At 69.0% G+C, this 19,087-nt stretch carries 14 protein-coding genes; 10 read left to right on the forward strand and 4 right to left on the reverse strand.

What is annotated here, in order from left to right; translation table 11 throughout:
• Positions 1-114: 114 nt before the first annotated feature.
• The 3 genes from IO36_RS13495 to IO36_RS13505 all read left to right on the forward strand — a co-directional run bounded on the left by IO36_RS13495 (position 115) and on the right by IO36_RS13505 (position 7,342).
• Complete coding sequence (locus IO36_RS13495; protein WP_037619726.1) at positions 115-3,801, forward strand: ATP-binding protein; 3,687 nt, start codon at positions 115-117, stop codon at positions 3,799-3,801.
• Positions 3,802-3,821: 20 nt separating this feature from the next.
• Positions 3,822-5,660: a glycoside hydrolase family 15 protein gene (locus IO36_RS13500; protein WP_037619727.1), complete on the forward strand. Its 1,839-nt coding sequence runs from the start codon at positions 3,822-3,824 to the stop codon at positions 5,658-5,660.
• 590 nt (positions 5,661-6,250) lie between these two features.
• Positions 6,251-7,342, forward strand: a complete 1,092-nt coding sequence (locus tag IO36_RS13505) for a phosphatidylinositol-specific phospholipase C domain-containing protein (protein ID WP_078943167.1) — start codon at positions 6,251-6,253, stop codon at positions 7,340-7,342.
• A 292-nt stretch (positions 7,343-7,634) separates the two neighbouring features.
• On the opposite strand, the gene IO36_RS13510 is transcribed toward IO36_RS13505, so the two are convergent.
• The gene (locus tag IO36_RS13510; RefSeq protein WP_037619729.1) at positions 7,635-8,066 is read right to left on the reverse strand and encodes a pentapeptide repeat-containing protein; all 432 of its coding nucleotides are present in this window, start codon (positions 8,064-8,066) and stop codon (positions 7,635-7,637) included.
• A 219-nt stretch (positions 8,067-8,285) separates the two neighbouring features.
• Here IO36_RS13510 and IO36_RS13515 point away from each other — a divergent pair, with 219 nt between their 5' ends.
• Positions 8,286-9,065 carry a Type 1 glutamine amidotransferase-like domain-containing protein gene (locus IO36_RS13515; protein ID WP_078943168.1) on the forward strand — a complete coding sequence of 260 codons (780 nt, stop codon included), beginning with the start codon at positions 8,286-8,288 and terminating at the stop codon, positions 9,063-9,065.
• On the opposite strand, the gene IO36_RS13520 is transcribed toward IO36_RS13515, so the two are convergent.
• On the reverse strand, positions 9,047-10,243 hold the full coding sequence (locus IO36_RS13520) for a serine hydrolase domain-containing protein (RefSeq protein ID WP_037619730.1): 1,197 nt from the start codon (positions 10,241-10,243) through the stop codon (positions 9,047-9,049). The genes IO36_RS13515 and IO36_RS13520 overlap by 19 nt on opposite strands.
• A 202-nt stretch (positions 10,244-10,445) precedes the next feature.
• On the opposite strand from IO36_RS13520, the gene IO36_RS13525 reads away from it, so the two are divergent.
• The 3 genes from IO36_RS13525 (at position 10,446) to IO36_RS13540 (ending at position 13,199) form a co-directional block, all read left to right on the forward strand.
• Positions 10,446-11,210, forward strand: a complete 765-nt coding sequence (locus tag IO36_RS13525) for a hypothetical protein (protein ID WP_158997334.1) — start codon at positions 10,446-10,448, stop codon at positions 11,208-11,210.
• A 102-nt stretch (positions 11,211-11,312) separates the two neighbouring features.
• The gene (locus IO36_RS44395; protein WP_051900390.1) at positions 11,313-12,557 is read left to right on the forward strand and encodes a hypothetical protein; all 1,245 of its coding nucleotides are present in this window, start codon (positions 11,313-11,315) and stop codon (positions 12,555-12,557) included.
• A gap of 162 nt (positions 12,558-12,719) precedes the next feature.
• Positions 12,720-13,199, forward strand: coding sequence for a hypothetical protein (locus tag IO36_RS13540; RefSeq protein WP_037619732.1), 480 nt, complete (start codon positions 12,720-12,722; stop codon positions 13,197-13,199).
• 88 nt (positions 13,200-13,287) lie between these two features.
• Here IO36_RS13540 and IO36_RS13545 read toward each other — a convergent pair whose 3' ends face one another.
• Positions 13,288-13,779, reverse strand: coding sequence for a hypothetical protein (locus IO36_RS13545; protein WP_037619733.1), 492 nt, complete (start codon positions 13,777-13,779; stop codon positions 13,288-13,290).
• Positions 13,780-13,933: 154 nt separating this feature from the next.
• Between IO36_RS13545 and IO36_RS13550 the strand changes: the two genes are divergently transcribed.
• Complete coding sequence (locus tag IO36_RS13550) at positions 13,934-14,572, forward strand: hypothetical protein (RefSeq protein WP_037619734.1); 639 nt, start codon at positions 13,934-13,936, stop codon at positions 14,570-14,572.
• A gap of 65 nt (positions 14,573-14,637) precedes the next feature.
• On the opposite strand, the gene IO36_RS13555 is transcribed toward IO36_RS13550, so the two are convergent.
• Positions 14,638-15,078, reverse strand: a complete 441-nt coding sequence (locus IO36_RS13555; RefSeq protein WP_037619735.1) for a VOC family protein — start codon at positions 15,076-15,078, stop codon at positions 14,638-14,640.
• Positions 15,079-15,371: 293 nt separating this feature from the next.
• On the opposite strand from IO36_RS13555, the gene IO36_RS13560 reads away from it, so the two are divergent.
• Together IO36_RS13560 and IO36_RS13570 are read left to right on the forward strand one after the other, a co-directional pair.
• The gene (locus IO36_RS13560) at positions 15,372-16,109 is read left to right on the forward strand and encodes a dienelactone hydrolase family protein (RefSeq protein WP_037619736.1); all 738 of its coding nucleotides are present in this window, start codon (positions 15,372-15,374) and stop codon (positions 16,107-16,109) included.
• Between the two features lie 494 nt (positions 16,110-16,603).
• Positions 16,604-19,024, forward strand: coding sequence for a SpoIIE family protein phosphatase (locus IO36_RS13570; RefSeq protein WP_245173257.1), 2,421 nt, complete (start codon positions 16,604-16,606; stop codon positions 19,022-19,024).
• Positions 19,025-19,087: the final 63 nt, after the last annotated feature.

The raw sequence follows: 19,087 nt of genomic DNA on the forward strand, positions 1-19,087 counted from the left end.
CGCGCATGTGATGCGTGGTGCCACGAATACGGTTCACCGGTTTCCGCATGTGCCCACACCCGGCGCTCGTCTGACGTCCCGTCACTGATGTCGCAGCGCGGAGGGAACGTCCTCATGCCCACCAAGGTGATCCGCCGCCCGGAAGGCAAGGAACGGCCGCACAACGCTCCCTGGTACACGTTGTACCCGAGACGGTGGTGGTCCCGGCTCTCCGGGGCGACACGCAAGGAATGGCGCACGTTCAGGACGGAGAGGGAGGCGCACAAGAGTATCGCCGCGGCTCGCAGCTGGCATCCCGGGTGGTCTTCCCTCGGGCCCCTGCTGCGTGTCTATGCCCTGGTCGGGACCCTGTTGCTTTTCGCCTGGGTGGGAGTGGCGATCTACGAATTCATCAATCCCGGTTCGCCGTTCCATGCGGTGCTGAAATCCGAATGGTTCGACGCCGTGAACCACATCTTGGGCCCCGTCCTCACGGGCTCCCTGATCCTGACCTTCTTCCTGCTCTACTGGTATCACAAGACCAAGAAGCCGCTCATCGAAAAGGCGCGTACGCGTCCGAACGAGCTGGTTTCCACGGCTGGAACGTTCGGCAACCGTATCGTCGGGCGCCGCGAACTGTCCCAGGTGATCGCGCAGACACTCCGCAACCGGAAGACCCGGAAGCCTTATCTGCTGGTCGGCGGAGTCGGCGTCGGCAAAACGGCCGTTCTCGTGGAACTCACCCGCATGCTGGCCGAGCAGTCCGCTGTTCCGGTTCCCATCAGCCTGCGCGACATGAAGGGCGACGGCGAGCTCGACTTCGAGGAGATGGCGAGGCGCCGTTTCACCGAAGAGGCCGACCAGGGCGTTCTCGCCGGCAACAACATCGACAAGACCTGGCGGCAGCTGCGCCTCGACGGAAAGATCGTCGTCATCGCCGACGGCCTTGAGGAGGCCCTTCTCGATGAGAAGTACCAGGAGGACCGCGACAACATCATCCGGCGGGCGATAGAGCGGGCGGATCGCCAGCAGCTGCCCCTGGTCATCGCCTCGCGCCCACACACACCGCTGGAGGGCACGAGGGCGGCGATCGCCGACATGGAGCCGCTGAGCGAGGAAGCGGCCCTCGAATATCTGGTGCGGGAGCCGGGTGAGCTGGACGAGCGGCGTCTCGACTGGATCGTGGAGACGGCCAAGGTCGTGGAGTCCCCGATCTATCTGCGGATCGCCCGTCTGCTGCAGCAGTGCGGACTCCTCGACCACCTCACCCTCCGTGACGAGAAGGACCGCCTGGACACCAGGAGCAACGACTGCTCCACTCTCAGACTCGGGTTCCTCAACACCTACCGCCAGGCCATCGAGGACGGTCGTATCTTCGACGATCTGGTGATGGGTCGCGAGGAGCGCCGGGAGACCATGTGGGTCGTGTCGGCCATGGCCTGCATGGGGCTCCTCCAGGACAGCATCGAGGTCACCTTCGACGACTTCGTCAGCGCGCACGCGAACGACCTGCGCAGCCGCGCGCAGTCCGACGGCCACGTCCAGGAATCGCCGGAGAACGGCGCGCCGTACGGAACCCGCCTCGTCATCTCCCCGGCGCAGCGGGACGCGATCTGGGGTGTGATGTGCCGGAAGATCGGCGGGTCGGCACCCTGGCTGAACACCCTGGACTACCCCAACGAATGCCGGACCGAACTGGCGCGGCACACCGCCAACGGTCAGCTCCTGGGGCTGGTGTACGGCCGCAAGAACAAGGTCCGTTTCCCGCACAGCATCCTCCAGGCGTACATGGGCTATCGCCTGCTGAGGGAGGTGCCGGACGACAAGATCGCCGCGGTGGTCGAACCGGCGCTCCACAGCCCGGGCCCCTCGCGCGAACTGCTGATCGCCCTGGTCCTGCTCTCGCGGCACCGGGCGGCCCCCCTCGATCCCCGGAAGGCCGCCGCGCAGCACGCCACGCGCCGCAACCGGCACCGTCACGGATCGGCACCGAAGCTGGCCGAGCTGCTCAGCAACGCCGCCGCGGCCCGGCACGACGCGAAGTACTTCGACCTGTATTCCGCGGCGCTGGAAATAGACTGCGTGGATCCGGTCCCGATTCAGGACAAACTGGCCCATGAACTCGATGAACAATGGGCGGACCTCGACATCAGGGGCGACCAGCGAACCATCGAGAGCGCGAAACTGAGGCTCGTCCGCAATTTCGGAGCCGCGCTGCGTGAACGGGACCGCCGCAGCAAGGCGATCCGTCCCGCCGCGGAATCCGCGGAATCACCGGAATCCTCGGATTGCACGGGGCAGGATCCGGCCCGCCCGACGCTCCCTTATAAGCACCTCTTCCAGATCGGCACGCACGAGCCCTCGCACAGCGTGCGGATCGCGATCGCCCATCAGATCGCCGCCGGAGGGGACGCGGCCTTCCAGGAACTGCGCACGGAGTTCCCCCTGGGATCCGATCCCATAGCCCAGTATCTGGGCAAGATCCGGGAGGCCAAGCAGAAGCTCGACCGCGACTACACCGCCTGGCTCAACGAGGGAGATCCGGACCCGGCCGCCGGCCCGGAGGCGGTGGAGAAGAGACAGCGGGAGCACGACTGGATCGTGCGGGAGTACGAGCAGTGCCGGACCACCTGGTGGCGCCACTTCACCCTCCGCGCCTGGCTCGTTCCGATGGCCGTCGGCTCCGTATCCGAGAAGTACCGCGACGAGACCAAGGAGCGGCTGAACCTCTGGCTGCGCAATCTGACCACCCAGACCGCACAGCAGGGCCCGCTCATGCCGCTCTCCCTGGAGAACGCGCTGGCCCAGGGCTTCAAGAACGCGGCCAACCGCAGGAGACGGCATCCGGGGGCCTACGAGGAGACCCGGGCCTATCTGGTGGCCCAGGCGGAGAAGATGCTCACCCGCAGCCGCTACTGGTACGCGCAGCTGAGTCTGCTGCAGGCACTGTGCCTGTGGGAGCTTCCCGACACCATCGGACGCGCTCCCGGTTCCGGCTCGGCGAAGCGGCACAGCCGTTCCGCAGCCGCGGTCACCGGCGTCACCCAGAACGACGACCTGGCGTCGAACGGCCCCCAGGAGCCCATCAAGGCGGTCTCCCGCTGGCTGGCGATGGCCGGCAGCGCCCACGAGAGCAGCCCGGCCCACATCGGCGCCGCGTACCGGCGTGACGGCGAAAGGGTGCTGCACCCGTTCATCGCCGAAGCCGGAGATCTGGTGACCCTGGCCCTGGAGACGGGTCATCCCGAGCGGTTCATCTGGATCGACGAGAACGAGGTCAGCGACAGCGTCGGTTCCGCCCCCGCCGATCCGAACCGCTACCGCAAGCACAACCTGTGGATCTCCCCGTCCGTCGGCTGGAGCAGCCTGCACCCACGGGCCCAGCGCCTCCTCGCCGACGTCATGGTGCTGCTCAACCTCACGCAGGGCGGCGGGAGTCCGGACGAGATCGAGGAACGTCTGCAGCTCTCGAACAAGGCCACCCTCCCGCACTGCCTGACCCACGACCGCACCCTGCTCCACGCCGAACGCAGCATCGGCCGGGCCGACAAGGGCGAGGCCCGCACCACCTGCACGTCACCGTGCGAGTTCCGGCTGTGCCCCTATCCCCCCAAGGCCGGCAACGCGCAGGCGGAGATGGCGGAGCTGTTCTGCCGGCAGCAGCAGTCGCTCCTGCACAGCCGCTTCCGCTGGCACCTGCCCGCCGTCAGCCGGCACACCGCGCCGTGGGTCAGCGTCCCCGTCAGGGAACTGCACGCCTTCTGGGAGGAGATGGCCAACCGGAACCGCAAGACCACCGACAACGACGAACACCTTCTCTGACGACCGAAAGGGGCGCTGTGATGGACGGCTATCCACTGATCGAGAACCACGGTCTCATCGGCGATCTGCAGACCGCGGCGCTGGTGAGCACCGACGGCGGTGTCGACTGGTTCTGCTCCCCGCGATTCGACTCGCCCAGCGTCTTCGGGGCTCTGCTCGACAAGGACAAGGGCGGTCACTGCACGGTCCGGCCGGCCCATCAGACCCATGCGACCAAGCAGTTGTACCTGCCCGGAACGGCGATCCTGGTCACCCGGTTCATGACGGAGGCGGGCGCCGGCGAGGTGGTCGACTTCATGCCCGTGACCGGTACGACGGTCACCCCCAGCCACCGGCTGGTGCGCCTGGTCCGCTGTGTGCGCGGCACCATGACCTTCCAGGTGGAGATCGCGCCGCGGTTCGACTACGGTCGCGCGAAGCACGAGGTGCACATCACCGAGCACGGAGCGGTCTTCACCGCGGAGGACGGCACCGCGCTCACCATGCATCCCATCCGGGAACCGGAGGACGAGCGGCTCCTCGACGTTCTCTCGGCCCAGGACGGCGATCTCCGCGTCTCGGTGACCCTGAAGGCAGGCGAGCAGCGCGGGCTGATCCTGGAGATGGGAGCCGACGGACCCCCCGCCGAAGTCCGCCTGGACGCCTACGGGCGGCTCTTCGACGAGACAGTGGCGTTCTGGCGCTCCTGGCTGGCGCAGTCGCGGTACTCCGGGCGCTGGCGCGAGATGGTGGAGCGGTCCGCGATCACCCTGAAGCTCATGACCTTCGCGCCCAGCGGCGCCCTGGTGGCCGCCCCGACGACGGCACTTCCGGAACAACTGGGCGGGGAACGCAACTGGGACTACCGCTTCACCTGGATCCGTGACGCCTCCTTCTCCGTGTACGCCCTGCTGGGACTGGGCTTCACCGAGGAGGCCAGGGCGTTCATCTCGTGGCTGAGCGACCGGGTCAAGGAGCGCGCCGGCGAGAGCGGCACGACGGGCCCCCTCAACGTCATGTACAAGGTCGACGGCTCCTCCGACCTGGAAGAGCAGATCCTCGACCACTGGGAGGGCTACGCGGGCTCCGCGCCGGTACGGATCGGCAACGGCGCCGCGACGCAGCTCCAACTCGACATCTACGGCGAGGCGCTGGACAGCATCTACTTCGCGCACGAGCACGGATTCCAGGTCGGGCACGCCGGCTGGACCTCCGTGCGGGAGAACCTGGACTGGCTGGCCGACCACTGGGACCAGCCCGAGGAGGGGATCTGGGAGACCCGCGGAGGGCGCCAGGCCTTCACCTACGGCCGGGTCATGTCCTGGGTGGCCTTCGACCGCGCCCTGCGCCTGGCCGCCTCGAAGGGCTGGCCCTCGGCGTACGGGCGGTGGCAGACCGAGCGGGACGCCGTCTACGAACAGGTCATGGCCAAGGGATGGAGCGACGACCAGCAGGCCTTCGTCCAGCACTACGGCAGCGGCGTCCTGGACTCCTCGCTGCTGCGCATGGCGACAGTGGGGTTCGTCAGCCCCGAGGATCCGATCTGGGCCTCGACCCTGGACGCCATCGAGCGCGAACTCGTCAGCGACAGTCTCGTCTACCGCTACAACCCGGAGGCCTCGCCCGACGGCCTGCGCGGCTCGGAGGGCACCTTCTCGCTGTGCACGTTCATGTACGTCGAGGCACTCGTCCGGGCGGGACGCACGGACCAGGCGCGGCTGGTGTACGAGAAGATGATGGGGTACGCCAACCATCTGGGCCTGTTCTCCGAGGAGGTCGACCCGACCGGCCGTCAACTCGGCAACTTCCCGCAGGCGTTCACGCATCTCGCCCTCATCGACGCGACCCTGGCCCTCGACAAGGCGCTCGGCGCACAGTGACCCTCCGCCGGCTTTCGGCCGTCCCGGATCCCTGCGATCCCCTGGCATCCGAACCCTAGAAACCTCTCCCCGATCGACGATCCCCCCTCAGCTCCCGCCCGAAGGACATCCCGGCGGGAGCTGAGGCATGTCTGCCTCCGGGCTTGAAGTCGCGTCGCTGTAGAGCCGGTTGTGCTCGCTGTAGCGCCGGTTGCGCTCGCCGAAGTGTCGGCTGCGCTCACCATTGCGTCGGCTGAGCTCGCCTGCGCGTTGGCTGCGCTCGCCTTCCAGCACGTCACCGCGGTGTGCCCCCGCTGCATCGAAGGGCCCCGGCGGTGCTTCGCGCTGCCTGATCACCGACTGTCCTGCGCCCGTGAGTACCCGGCACCCGAGGGCTGTCGGACGGGAATCGCGGGACGCGCCAGGGCATGTCAGGCAGAAATTGCCGGGGTTGCACGGGGCAAGCACCGGGCCGAAAAAGATCGGCCGGATTCGTAGCTGACAGCAGGATTCTCGATCGCGTTACGTGTCATGTCTCCGTCGATTCACGCGCAGCCGTCAGCGTCCAGGCGGAGAGTCACCCCCACGATGGAGGAACCGTGCCCGGCCCGATGAACCGCCGTAGATCCGCCCTTCGCCCGCTCGCGGCACCGCGTACCGCACTGCTCGGCACACTGAGTCTGTTTCTGGCGCTCGGCGCCGCGGGGACCGGAGGAACCACCGCCTCCGCCGCCGACACGGACGCGCTGCCGCTGTCCAGCACCACCACGTCCGGCATCCACAACACCTACGATCCCAGCGCGTTCACCTACCTCGCGCAGGGCCTCGACACCGGCACCTCGATGATCGAGCTCGACGTCTGGGACGACTTCTTCACCCAGGAGTGGAAGGTCAGCCACAGCAGTCTGACCAGCAACGGGAACAACTGCGTCAACGCCTCCACGGCCGCCGACCTGTACACCGGCGGCGCCAACAAGAACCTGGAGAGCTGCCTGGACGACGTACGGGTGTGGCTCGGCGCGCACCCGGGCCACGGGCCGCTGATCATCAAGCTGGAGATGAAGGCCGGCTTCCAGGCCAACCTCGGGATGAGCCCGGCCAAGCTGGACCAGTCGATCAGCGCGCACCTGGGCAGCCTCGTCTACAAGCCGAACGACCTGCTGAACAAGCCCGGCGGCGGCCAGTACGCCACCCTCGACGACGCGGCCAAGGCCGGGAACTGGCCGACCCGGGCGCAGTTGGCGGGCAAGGTGCTGCTGGAGATCATTCCCGGCACGGTCGAGGAGGGCAATCCGACCGACTCCCTGTGGACGGACAAGGAGTACGCCACCTACGTGCGCAACCTCCACACCGCGGGCAACACGGCGCAGGCGAACATCTTCCCCTCGGTGCACAACGCGGCGTCGGGCGACCCTCGCACCCGCTACACCGACACCTCGCTGCGTCCCTGGTTCGTGGCCTTCGACGGTGACGCGGCCTCGTACATCAACAACGGCATCGACACGAGCTGGTACGACACCAACCACTACCTGCTGTTCATGACGGACTCGCAGAACGTGTCGCCGGCCCTCGACGACGTGAGCCCGTCGGTTGCCGACGCGTCGGCACGGGTCGCGCTGCTGGCCAAGTCGCACGCCACGGTCGCGTCGAACGACTGGCGGGGGCTGCCGTCGGTGCAGTCGCTGGTCGTGCCGCGCGGCTGATCCAGCCCGCGCCGTACGCTCCGCCGGGTGCCCGGTCGGTGTTTCCAGCCGACCGGGTCCCCGGATCCACGGGCGGCGGAACGGGCCTTGGCGCGTGTCCCGCCCGCGAGGTGACGCGAGGTCAGTCGAGGGAGAGGACGAACACGCCCCGGCCGGTGTCTGTCTCCAGGAGCTCGTGCGCCTTCGCCGCGTCGGCCAGGGGCAGGGTTGGGTCACCCCGGCCCGTGTCCGTGTCCGTGACGGTGTCACCCGTGACCGCGCGGCACCCGTCAGGTCCGCCCCCTCGGCGTCATCACAGGCCGTCGACCACGGCGCCCCAACCAATGACGTCGTCGTGCTGGACGTGGCGCAGGATCGCTCCCCCGAGGCGGGCTCCGGTGATGTCGGTGAGCCCGTGTGCCGACTGCCCCGTGTTGACCCGGCCGAGGTCGGCGCCGGTGAGGTCGGCGTCGCGCAGATCCGCGCCGCGCAGATCGCAGCCGGCCAGGCGTGCGCCACGCAGTGAGGCTCCCCGCAGGTCCGCGCCGCTCAGGTCGCAGAGGGTGAATGAGCAGCCGTCCAGGGTGGCGTGGCGAAGGTCGGCGCCCACGAACGAGCAACGGGTGAAGCGCACTTCGGGAGGCCTGACCGAGACCAGGTCCTGCCCGCTGAAATTCTCTCGGCGCAGGGCCGCGTAGCGCTGGAGTGCGACGAGTCGCTGCCGCGGGTTCAAGGGGGTGGCCATGCACCCCAGCGTGCCTGCCTGGGAGGACGTCGGCCCACTGATTTCTCGCACGCCGCCCCTCTACGGACGCACTCCACCTGTTTCCGGGCTGCGGGCCCTCGCGGCGAGGTGTGCCACCCGCCTTCGTCGCCGGTGAACGCGCGGCGCTCCATACTCGATTGCGGGTGCACGAGCGGACCGGCATCGTGCTGCGTGTCGTCCGCTGTCCGGCGGAGTCGTATGCCGAGGAGGTTTCTCGTGGCCGTCGTTCCCGTGCGTCGTCTGGCGCTGCTCGGGGGCGGGTTCTCCATGGACGACGACGGGCTGCTGGACGACTGGGTGCTCGCGCACGCCCGTACCGCCCGGCCCAAGGTGTGCTTCGTGCCCACGGCCAGCGGGGATGCCCCGGCCTACGCCGACCATTTCCTCTCCGCGTTCCGGCCGCGGGCCTGTGAGCCGAGTGTTCTGCCGTTGTTCCGGAGGGAACTCGACGACGCCGCCTTGCGTGCCTTCCTGCTCACGCAGGATGTCGTGTACGTAGGCGGCGGCAACACGGCGAACCTGCTGGCGGTGTGGCGCGCCCACGGCGTGGACCGGTTGATGGTCGAGGCGTACGGTCGTGGCACCTTGCTGTGCGGTATCAGCGCCGGCGCCAACTGCTGGGCCGACGGCTCGCACACCGACTCCTTCGGACCGCTGACCTTTCTGCCGGACGGTCTGGGCCTCCTGCCCGGCTCGGTCTGCCCCCACTACGACAGCGAACCGGGCCGCCGTGCTTCCTACACGGCCGCCGTGGCCAGCGGCGCACTGCCTGGCGGCTGGGCACTGGAGGACGGCGTCGGCGCCCTCTTCATAGACGGCCTACTGACAGAGACGGTGACCCGCGCTCCGGGGGCTCGCATCTACCGGGTGGAGGTGGACGGCAAGAACGGAGCCGTGGAACGCGATGTGCCCTGTTCGGTACTGCCCCTGCGGCGCGGGGGCCCACCCACCGTCCCCGGTCAGTCGTCGATGGCCTGATAGACCGCGGTCCAGAAGTCGTGCCACATCGGCAGTCGCTGGTCACCCGCGTGCGCGCGTTGCATCACGAAGATGGCCGTCAGGTCTTCGGCGGGGTCGTTGTACCAGGCCGTGCCGTACTTGCCCGGCCATCCGTAGCTCCCGATGGAGGGGCCCAGGTGCGTACGGCGGGTGCGGACCGACATTCCGAATCCCCAGCCCATGGCGTCGAAGTAGCCGGGCCAGAACCCGGAGACCGCCTTCTGCGCCGGAGTCAGCTGGTCGCTGGTCATCAGGGTCACCGACGGCCGCGAGAGCACCCGCTCGCCGGGGCGGCCGCCACCCGCGAGCAGGGCGGACGCGAAGGCGAGGTAGTCCTCGGCGGTCGAGACGAGCCCGCCGCCCCCTCCCTCGAAGACGGGCGGCCGACTCCAGCGCCCCTCGGGGCCGTCCTCGACAACGGCTCCTCCGCCCGCCGCGTCGTCCCACTCGTACGCCGTCGCCAGCCGCCCGAGGCTCTCGCTCCCGACGCTGAAGGCGGTGTCCTTCATCCCGAGGGGGTCGCAGATGCGTTCGCGCACGGCGTCCCCGAACGACAGGCCCGTCGCCCGGGCGATGAGCACGCCCGTCACGTCGGCGGCGGTCTCGTACATCCAGCGCTCACCCGGTTGGTGGACCAGTGGGAGCGAGCCGAGGCGGCGCGTCCACGCGTCCTGCGGCTCGCCGACTGCGTCCAGTTCGGCCAGGGCGTCGGAGACGGGGACCGTTCCCGGCTCGGCCGGGACCATTCCGGTGCCGAGGGTGAACGTGAGCAGGTCCCGCAGGGTGATCGGGCGTTTCGCCGGCACCGTACGGTCGAGCGGCCCGTCGGGATCGGCGAGCACCGTCATGTCCGCCAGCTCCGGGAGGAGGTCGTCGACCGGGTCGTCCAGGCGCAGGGTGCAGTCCTCGACGAGGGTCATCGCGCACGCGGCGACGAGGGGCTTCGTCATCGAGGCGATGCGGCAGATCGTGTCGCCGGCCATCGGTGTGCGCGAGCCCTGGCCCTCGAACGCGAGCGTTCCCCTCGCCTCGACGTGCACGTCGCCATGGCGCGCGAGGACGACCACCATGCCGGGGACGAAGCCGGAGTCGACGTGCCGCTCGACCAACCCCCACACCCGGCCGAGCCGTCGCTCCGAGAACCCACCGGTCGCCATCCGTCTCTCCTTCACCGCGATGCGCACCGTCCCCGAGATCCGCCTTCCGGCGACCTCGGCCACGCTGAGACGAGTCTTACAAGCACGATCACGCGGCGCAGGTTATCCGCGTGACGCGTGCGGGCGGGTCACGGCATGCCGACACAGTGAATCAATGGAATATCCTCGCCCGAATCCCAGTGGCTGGATCAGGTTGGGCAAGGTGAGTGTCGTAGATATCAAGGAGGCCGTCGCAGAAATCGAGGCTGTCCAGGAGGAGCCAGGTCTGCCTCTGGCATGGCGATGGTCAACCATGCACCGGTTCGTGATGTGTCTGGCGATGGATCACGACGGGCGCTGGGCGTACCAGATGAACTCGCTCGACGTTCACGACGACGGCCTGATCGGAGCCGTTCTGGCGTTCGCGAGGCATCACCAGCTCGGCCGAGGCCAGGATGCTCGACCGCTCACCGTCCTCCCTGGCTTTTCATACGGGAACTACCGCTTCGATGCCGTCGCCGCTGCATCACCGGCCGTTCACAGGTTTCACCATCACCGGAACGAGGCCTTGAACAAGGTCGTCTCAGCGGTCTTCCCGGCGTACCTGTGCGAGTTCCGCGGTGACGAGAACGTTGAGGAGGCAGCCATGCGGTTCGAGCGCATGCTGCGGCCGACGCGCGTGTCCAGGCTTCCGGTCCCGTACCTGCGCATGCGATACGACAACACGCGGACCGGTGGGGGCAGCATGGGCACCTCCCGGGGGTTCACCACGCACGACGTACTGCTGCGGGAACTCGCCCTCCTCGAAGGTGCACCTGGCAGTTTCGTGGAGTTCGAGAACCGGCCTGGTGAGGTGTGGCGCATCCAGTGGGACGGCTCCTGGATCGTGAACGGTCGCTCGCAGGATGTGCGGCCCTCGGAGGAGTGGCTGTTGAAGGTTCTGGGGTGCGCGTTGGACGGCGGGGACAGTGAGCCTTTTCCAACCTGACTGTGTGGGGGCGGATTGGACACGCTCGATCGTGCTCGGGAGTGAAGCTCGTGATGGACGGGTGTCCACTGGTCAGGGCGAAGCCTCTGCAAGGATCCACCCATGCTCTGCGACGTCTGTGATCACGAGATGGTGAAACTGGACCGCCCGCCCACGCGGTGGTGCCGGGAGTCATGGCACTGTCCTTGGTGTCATGCCTGGACCCAATTCGAGACCCCCGAATTCGATGTCCTGCGGCCGGGCCATATGCCTTGGGATCTGCGGTGGGAGGCTGCATGGACGGACATGCTGCCGGATGCCGGACACCATGCGTACGGCGGTTTCCACCAGACACTGTGCGGCATCGAAAGGCCCGATATGGAGGGCTCCCAGTTCGGCATGTGGGGCGGTGTCGACGATGACTGCCCCGATTGCACCGCAGCAGCTCTGGTCATCGACGCGCGCTGGCCCGAGGACCGGCGCGAGACGTTCCGCGTGAGCGTGAGAGCTTTGCCCAAGCCCCGTCCTGAGGACGAACCAGGCTACGTCCAGCCGGCTGACGAGCTCGGCCGGCTCGACATCCGACTGCCGGAAATCCCGCCGGCTACCGCAACGCGCGTGCTCGCCACCTCGATACTGCCTCGCGAAGCTCACGACGGCTTCCTGACGATCGGCGACGGCCCTGGCTCGCTGCGACTTCCCGCATCCTGGGTAGCCTGCGGAATCGGCCCCTACCGGCCACGCGACTGGTTGCAAGGCTACGGAGCCTACCCGCTGGACTCCCTGCCGCCGTTGGACGAAGCGACGTTCGTGGGCGACTTCGCCTGGATCGGCGAAATCGGCGATCCCCTGGACTACCGCATCGCGGTCACGGATCCCATCGCCGCTGAATTGGCCGAAGCCGGACTTACGCTCCCCGCCGACTTCGTCGCGCTGATCACCCGCGCCAACCTCCACCGACTCCTGGACACAAAAGGCGCTGGAAACTGGACCGATGTCGTCGGCCCGCTGCCCAGCCCGGCCGACTCTGCCGACCGTATGGTCCTGTTCTTCCGCGATCAGCAGAGCTGCGTCATGTGGTACCTCTACCTGCGCCACAGCGGGGAGTCGTTCGTCGTCTGGTCATACCAGGACTTCACCCGCGAGCCAAAGCTCCGATACAACCAGGATGGTGAGGTCGTCACCCCGCGCCAGGAAATCAACTGGTGTGCGCCAAGCGTTGAGAGTTTCGCCTACCGGTACCTGATCGAGGAACGCCTGAACGCTGCGATCCGCGACAAGGAGCGGGCCAAGGACCTCGCCCCAGAGCTTCTCGCCTACCTCGCGCACTACGTGTCTGGTTGCCTCGAGAAGCAGACAGGGATCTAATCCCAACCTGCCGATGTTGTCGCGCAGTTGGCGTGACAGATGGATGAAGCCCTCCACCGAGACATGCCTGGCCTCAACCGGATCACCGACCGAGCGACCATTCTGTCGGCAGCTTGGGAAAGCCGGTGGCAGTCACCTCTGGTGCCAGGTGATAGTCACGGGATGGATCGAGCGGACGGGCCGGACTGCCTCGCGGCGAGTGCAGAGACGTACGACGCGGTGCAGGCTGCCATCAATGGGGTCGCACCCCACTGGGCAGGCGGACAACCAGTCACCCTCAACGGGCTGTTCGTCCGGTGGAGGGGCCTCGTCCACGAGGTGGAGGAGAGCTACTTGTGGTGCGCTCCCGAGCTCGGCAACGACATCTGGTGCCGCGGCGTCCTGGCGAGGATCTGGCCGAGGCTCCCGGCGCGCGTCCGGGAGTGCAGACAGCCGGAACTCGATGCCCTCGACGAGCGCTATCGACGGGCCACGATTCCGTGGCCTGGGCATGCTGACGACGGTGACGATTGGTGGAGTTGGCGGGTTCCTCGGCGTCTGGAGATCGAGGCGTCGGAGCAACGTGGAGAAGGCTGGCCGTCGGGTTGGGAGATGATGCCGTTCCCGAAGCCTGACTCCGTGGAAGTCATCGCTCGAGGTTGATCCAGGCCGACAAGGCCACCGACCTGAGCAGTGGCGAGAATGCGGAGCGCCGGGCGAATCCGGTGGCGGTCCGGCGGAATCCACGGTGTCACGCCGTGTGTTTGTGCATCACGTCGAGGTAGTGCCGATCGCGGTGCGGACCGTGGTGGTCCCGGCCGGGGAGGCTGAAGACGGCGCAGACCTCGGCTGGCCGGGTCAGGATGCTCGACTGCTCGCCGAAGGTCAGGACGGAGTTGACTTCGTGGTCGCAGCCCGCGGTGTCGAGGGCCGTGATCAGATCCTCACGGAGCACCGTCGCATCGAACGACTCGGAGTCGGGCAGCACGAGCGGCGGGAGATGCGCCGTCGAACCAGGCCAGAGGCTGATCGAGATGCCGCTGACGGCCCGCTGCGTGACCACCAGGCTCAGCCCGCCCCAGGAGTAGGGGTAGCCGTCGATGTCGGGCCCCTTCATGATGTGCGCGGGATGCGGGCGCCCCGGGCCGAGAAGGTCTTCGGCCTCCGCCAGGGACATTCCGCAGTGAAGCGCGCCGACCCGGCCGGTGCGGGCGAAGTCGACGAGTACGTTCATCAAGGTCACGGCAGTGACTGTGTCACCGTCCCGGGCCTGTGCGCACTCCGATATGAAACGCGGTCGCGACCGGCCGGGCAGCAGCCCCGGCGGCACAGGGATCCGCCGAGCCCGGCCAGGAATTCGTTCGCTTCACTCGGTTCCGCCCAGCAAAATCCCGGCCATGGGTACAGACATACACGGATTCATCGAGGTCAGAGACGAGTTCATCGACCTGTCCGAGCCGGACGACGACGACCCCTTCCTTCGTTGGCACCCGGCCGGCGCCCTCGACCACTTCTACGACGGGCGGGACTACCTCGCGTTCGGCTGTCTGTTCGGGGTGCGCGGTAGCGGCTTCGAGCCCCTCGCCGCCGGGCGAGGCTTTCCCGAGGATGCGTCCCGAGCGGTGACCCGGGCCTTCGAGGAAGAAGGCGATGACGCCCACAGCCCATCCTGGATCAGCTGGGCCGACATCGAGTCGGCGTCGTGGGACGAGCCTGCCGAATTGACGGTGCATCCCAAGGCAGTGGAATACCGGCGCGAGCCCGGCGAAGACTGGGTCTGGTACGGGTGGGGCAACTGGCCGGCCCGCCTGGCCGAGCTCACCGGAACCAGCCTGCAGACCGTCGCACGCGCCGGCGATCACTGGCCCGAAGGCACAGAATGGATCGACGGCGATCGGCTCTTCCGCATCGCACGGCTCACCCGGCGACAAGCCGTCTCGGACGGGGACTGGGGTGACGTGTGGACGGTGATGAAGACGCTGGCCAAGCGCCACGGCGCCGACAACGTCCGTCTCGTCGTGTGGTTCGACAACTGACCGCCCCGGGGCGATCACGCGTCGAGTCACGATGCACCGGCGCTGTCCGGTGCTGTTCCTCCGCCTCAGCCGATCTGTTCGGCCAGTCCCACGATGATGCCCTCCGGGCCGCGGACGTAGCAGAGCAGGTAGCTGTCCTCGAATCGGGCGATCTGGCCCAGGAGTTCGGCGCCGTGTGGGCGCAGGCGGGTGACCGTGTCCTCGATGTCGTCGACGGCGAACATGACGCGGTGCGTGCCCAGGATGTTGTGCGGCTGGTTGCGGCGGCCGGCCCCGGTCGCCACCGGGTTGCGGTACTTCGCCAGCTCCAGCCGGCTGTGGCCGTCCGGGGTCCTCAGCATCGCGATCTCACAGTGGACCCCGTCGAGCCCGGTGCACTGGTCGGCGAAGAGGCCCTGGACCTCGCCCCGCCCCTCCAGTTCCATGCCGAGTTCCACGAAGTACGCGACGGCCGCGTCCATGTCCTCGACGACGATGCCGACGTTGTCCATCCGCTGGATCGCCATGCAGGTCTCTCCTTCTTCCTCGGGCGGCCGGTCGTGGCCGCCGACTTCGGGCGCCACCACCGAGGGTGGGTGGATGCGGCGCGGGTGACCCCGTATCCGGCAGTGGATTCGACCGTACGAAACCCGATTGGCGGATGGCAGCACCCCCTGCTATTTTTCCGGAGGCCGTGCGAGAGAACGAGGAGGTGGTACCCGTGAACACACAATCCACATGGGTGCTCTCCTCCGGGGTCACGGTCGGGCGATAGGTCGTCCGGGAGCGCCGTTCACGTGCACTCCCGAAAGGCACGACCATGAAGTTCACTTCCGAGCAGCGCCTCGACGACGGCGTCCTCGAGCGCGAATTCACCCTCGGCGAGATCCCCGGCACCCTCTGGACACCCGGATCCGCACCTGCCCCGCTGGTCCTGATGTCCCACAACAACGGTCTGCCCAAGGCGGACCCGCGCTTGGTGGCCCGGGCCCGGTACACCGCGGCTCGCGGCTACACGGTGGCCACCATCGACGCCGCCGGATGCGGTGAGCGGCCCCGGTCAGCCGCCGCGGAACAGGCCCGCGCCGACCTCCGCCGGGCGATGCAGGCCGGCGAGCCGGTCGACGAGATCTTCGAGTCCCTCATCGGCCCGCTGGTCGAGAACGCGGTCCCGGAATGGCGGGCCACTCTGGACGCCCTCCTGGAGCTGCCCGACATCGACGGCCCCGTCGGCTACTCCGGCGGCTGGACCGCCCTCGGCATCCGGCTCGCGGTGGCCGATCCGCGGATCAAGGCCGCGGGATTCTTCGCCGGGGGGTACGTCCCCCGGGCCCAGCGCGAGGAGGCCCCGCAGGTCACCATTCCGCTGCTGTTCCTGCTCCAGTGGGACGACGAGGGCAACCCCCGGCAGCGGGCCCTCGACCTGTTCGACGCCTTCGGCAGCAAGGAGAAGACGCTGCACGCCAATCTGGGCGGGCACGTCGGCACCCCCTGGTTCGAGCTGGAGGACGGGTGCAGGTTCTTCGACCGGCACCTGAAGGGGGCCGGACAGCCGTAGCGGCGGGAGGCGCGTCCAGGCGGCGGCCGGGGCTAGCCGGCGGCCGGGGCTAGCCGGCGGCCGGGGCCCCGTCCCTCGAGGACGGGGCCCGGTCGTCCCGGTCATCCCGGTCGTCGCGGCCCTCGTGGTCGCCCCGGTCGTCACGGCCCTTCCCGACGGCCCTGACCGCGAGACGTGCGAACGGCCCTGAGCGCCCCGACTGCCCCGACTGCCCGGACGGCTCCGACCCGCCGGTACCACCGAGTACCGCTACCAGCCGGTCGGAGCCGTCGTCCACCGCCCCGTCCCAGCCGCTCGGGGCGATCGACCACGGCCCCGCGGGACCCGCTCGGAGCGATCGACCACGGCCCCCTGGCACGGGCTCGAGGTGACCGACCGCCGCCCGTCAGTAACCCACCGCCACCGGATCACCACTCCAGGGGGAGTCGCGGACCGACACCGGGGGGAGGAACATCGGAGGACGAGGCAGGGTGGTGGTTATGGGGACGCCGTCGATGCATTTCAGCGAGAGTCCGGAGGATCCGTTCGCCCTCGGGCACGGCGCTTCCGCCGTGCTCGACGACCACGGCACCGTGGTCGGCTGGAGCACGCGTGCGCAGGACCTGCTGGGCTACCCGGCCAAGGAAGTGATCGGACGGGCGTGGCAGGACCTCCTGATCGACCCCCGGGACCTGCCCGTCGCGCGGGCCGTCGTCGTGGACGCCCTGCGGGCGGGGGGATGGTTCGGCGTCCTGCCCATCCGGCACCGGGACGGACGACGGGTGGAGATGGGGTTCCGGGCCCGGTCGATCACCCGGGGCGAGGACCATCAGGAGTGGTTCCTGGTCGGTGCCCCCGCGGCCGAGGTCGTGGCCTGGCAGCGCGACCGCGCGCTGCTGGACGGCCTGTACCGCCGCTCCCCCATCGGCCTGGCCATCCACGGCCCGGACCGGAAGGTGATCCGGGTCAACCGGGCGATCGCGAAGGCGAGCGGTATCCCGGCCGAGGCGACGGTGGGCCGCCACGCGGGTGAATTCCTGATCGCCGAGGACGCGGGACCGGCCGAGGAACGAGTGCGCCACGTCCTGGAGACCGGCGAGCCGTTGATCTTCACGGAGCAGTCGGCCAGGACGCGCCACGCACCCGGCCAGGAACGGATGGTGTCCGTCTCCGCGTTCCGGATGGAGGACTCCTCCGGCCGGGTCCTCGGCGTGGCGGAGACGATCGAGGACGTGACGCCCCGCCACCGGGCCCGCCGCAGGCTCACCCTGCTGAACGAGGCGAGCGCCCGGATCGGTACGTCGCTGGACGTGGCGCAGACGGCCCGGGAGCTGGCCGAGGTGGCCGCCCCGGGCCTCGCCGACTACTGCTCGGTCGATTTGCTGAAGCCGGTCACTCTCGGCGACGATATCCCCTCGGTCTCCGCGGGCGCGCTGCTGCGCGTGGCGCTCTCACCGGCGGAACCACGGGTCCCGTTCCAGGAGGGCGAGGTCGTCCCGCTCCTGCCGGGGTCCCCGCAGGCGCGGTGCCTGGAGGAGCGTCGCCCGGTCCTCGAACGGCTGCTGTCCCTTCGTCCCGAGTGGCACGCCATGGACCGGCGGCGGATCGAGGTGGCCCTGGGACTCGGGGTCCACTCCCTGATCGCGGTGCCGCTGCTGGCACGCGGCCAGATCCTGGGCGTGGTGAGCCTGTGGCGGGTGGGCCATGCGGAGCCCTTCGAGGACGACGACGCCGCGGTGGCCCACGAATTCTCCTCGCGTGCGGCCGTGTGCATCGACAACGCGCGCCGCTTCACCCAGCAGCAGAGCGCCGCGCTGACGCTGCAGCGCAGTCTGCTGCCGGCCGCGGTGTCCGACCTGCCGGCCGTCGAGGTGGCCTGCCGGTATCTGCCGGCGAGCGCGGAACCGGGGATCGGCGGTGACTGGTTCGACGTCATCCCGCTGTCCGGGGCCCGGGTCGCCCTCGTCGTGGGGGACGTGGTCGGCCACGGAATCCATGCCGCGGCCTCGATGGGACGGCTGCGCGCCGCCGTACGGACCCTCGCCAGCCTCGACCTGGACCCGGACGAGGTGGTGGCCCGGCTGGACGACCTGGTCAGTCTGCTGGCGGCCGAGATGGAGTCGAGCGCCGACAACAACCGGGCGGCGATCGAGCAGGTGCTCGGGGCGACCTGTGTCTACGCGGTCTACGATCCCGTCTCCCGGAACTGCGCCCTCGCCCGCGCCGGCCACCCGGCGCCGCTGGTGTCCACCCCGGACGGCGAGGTCAGCGTGCTCGACCTGCCCGCCGGTCCGCCGCTCGGCCTGGGCGGACTGCCGTTCGAGACGTACAGTCTCGACCTCCCCGAGGGCAGCCTCCTCACGCTCTACACCAACGGCCTCCTGGAAGCGCGCGACGGCGACATCGACGCCTCGCTGGAGGATCTTCAGGAGTGTCTCGCCCACACCGCCGCTCCGCTGGAGGGCACCTGCGACGGCGTGATCGACGCACTGGTGCCCACGGACCGTCGCCCCACCGACGACATCGCCCTGCTCATGGCCCGTACCCGGGTCCTGCCGCCGGAGAACGTGGCCACCTGGCAGTTGCCGCTGGAAGCCACCGCCGCCTCGCGCGCGAGGGAGCTGACCACGGCGAAGCTCGCGGAGTGGGGGCTGTCGGAGATGGCCTTCACCACCGAACTGGTCGCCAGCGAGCTCGTGACCAACACCTACCGGTACGCGGACGGCCCCGTCACCCTGCGTCTCATCCGCACCCACTCCCTGATCTGCGAGGTGTCCGACACCAGCCACACCTCTCCGCACCTGCGCCGGGCGCTCAGCACGGACGAGGGCGGGCGGGGACTCTTCCTGGTCGCGCAGCTCACGGAGCGATGGGGCACCCGGTACACCCACGCCGGCAAGACCGTCTGGACGGAACAGCCGCTGCCGCCTCCCTGAGCACGGTCGGTCCGGCCTCCACGACACCCGAGACGACTGGAATCTCCCCCAGGGGGAGGACCT

Origin of the sequence: Streptomyces aureus (assembly GCF_000725495.1) — a bacterium.
Lineage (GTDB): Bacteria > Actinomycetota > Actinomycetes > Streptomycetales > Streptomycetaceae > Streptomyces > Streptomyces aureus_B.

Coding starts and splice junctions, on each gene's coding strand:
- IO36_RS13495 (WP_037619726.1), top strand. CDS start 115: ATGCCCACCAAGGTGATCCGCCGCCCGGAAGGCAAGGAACGGCCGCAC.
- IO36_RS13500 (WP_037619727.1), top strand. CDS start 3,822: ATGGACGGCTATCCACTGATCGAGAACCACGGTCTCATCGGCGATCTG.
- IO36_RS13505 (WP_078943167.1), top strand. CDS start 6,251: ATGAACCGCCGTAGATCCGCCCTTCGCCCGCTCGCGGCACCGCGTACC.
- IO36_RS13510 (WP_037619729.1), bottom strand. CDS start 8,066: ATGGCCACCCCCTTGAACCCGCGGCAGCGACTCGTCGCACTCCAGCGC.
- IO36_RS13515 (WP_078943168.1), top strand. CDS start 8,286: ATGCCGAGGAGGTTTCTCGTGGCCGTCGTTCCCGTGCGTCGTCTGGCG.
- IO36_RS13520 (WP_037619730.1), bottom strand. CDS start 10,243: ATGGCGACCGGTGGGTTCTCGGAGCGACGGCTCGGCCGGGTGTGGGGG.
- IO36_RS44395 (WP_051900390.1), top strand. CDS start 11,313: ATGCTCTGCGACGTCTGTGATCACGAGATGGTGAAACTGGACCGCCCG.
- IO36_RS13540 (WP_037619732.1), top strand. CDS start 12,720: ATGGATCGAGCGGACGGGCCGGACTGCCTCGCGGCGAGTGCAGAGACG.
- IO36_RS13550 (WP_037619734.1), top strand. CDS start 13,934: ATGGGTACAGACATACACGGATTCATCGAGGTCAGAGACGAGTTCATC.
- IO36_RS13555 (WP_037619735.1), bottom strand. CDS start 15,078: ATGGCGATCCAGCGGATGGACAACGTCGGCATCGTCGTCGAGGACATG.
- IO36_RS13560 (WP_037619736.1), top strand. CDS start 15,372: ATGAAGTTCACTTCCGAGCAGCGCCTCGACGACGGCGTCCTCGAGCGC.
- IO36_RS13570 (WP_245173257.1), top strand. CDS start 16,604: ATGCATTTCAGCGAGAGTCCGGAGGATCCGTTCGCCCTCGGGCACGGC.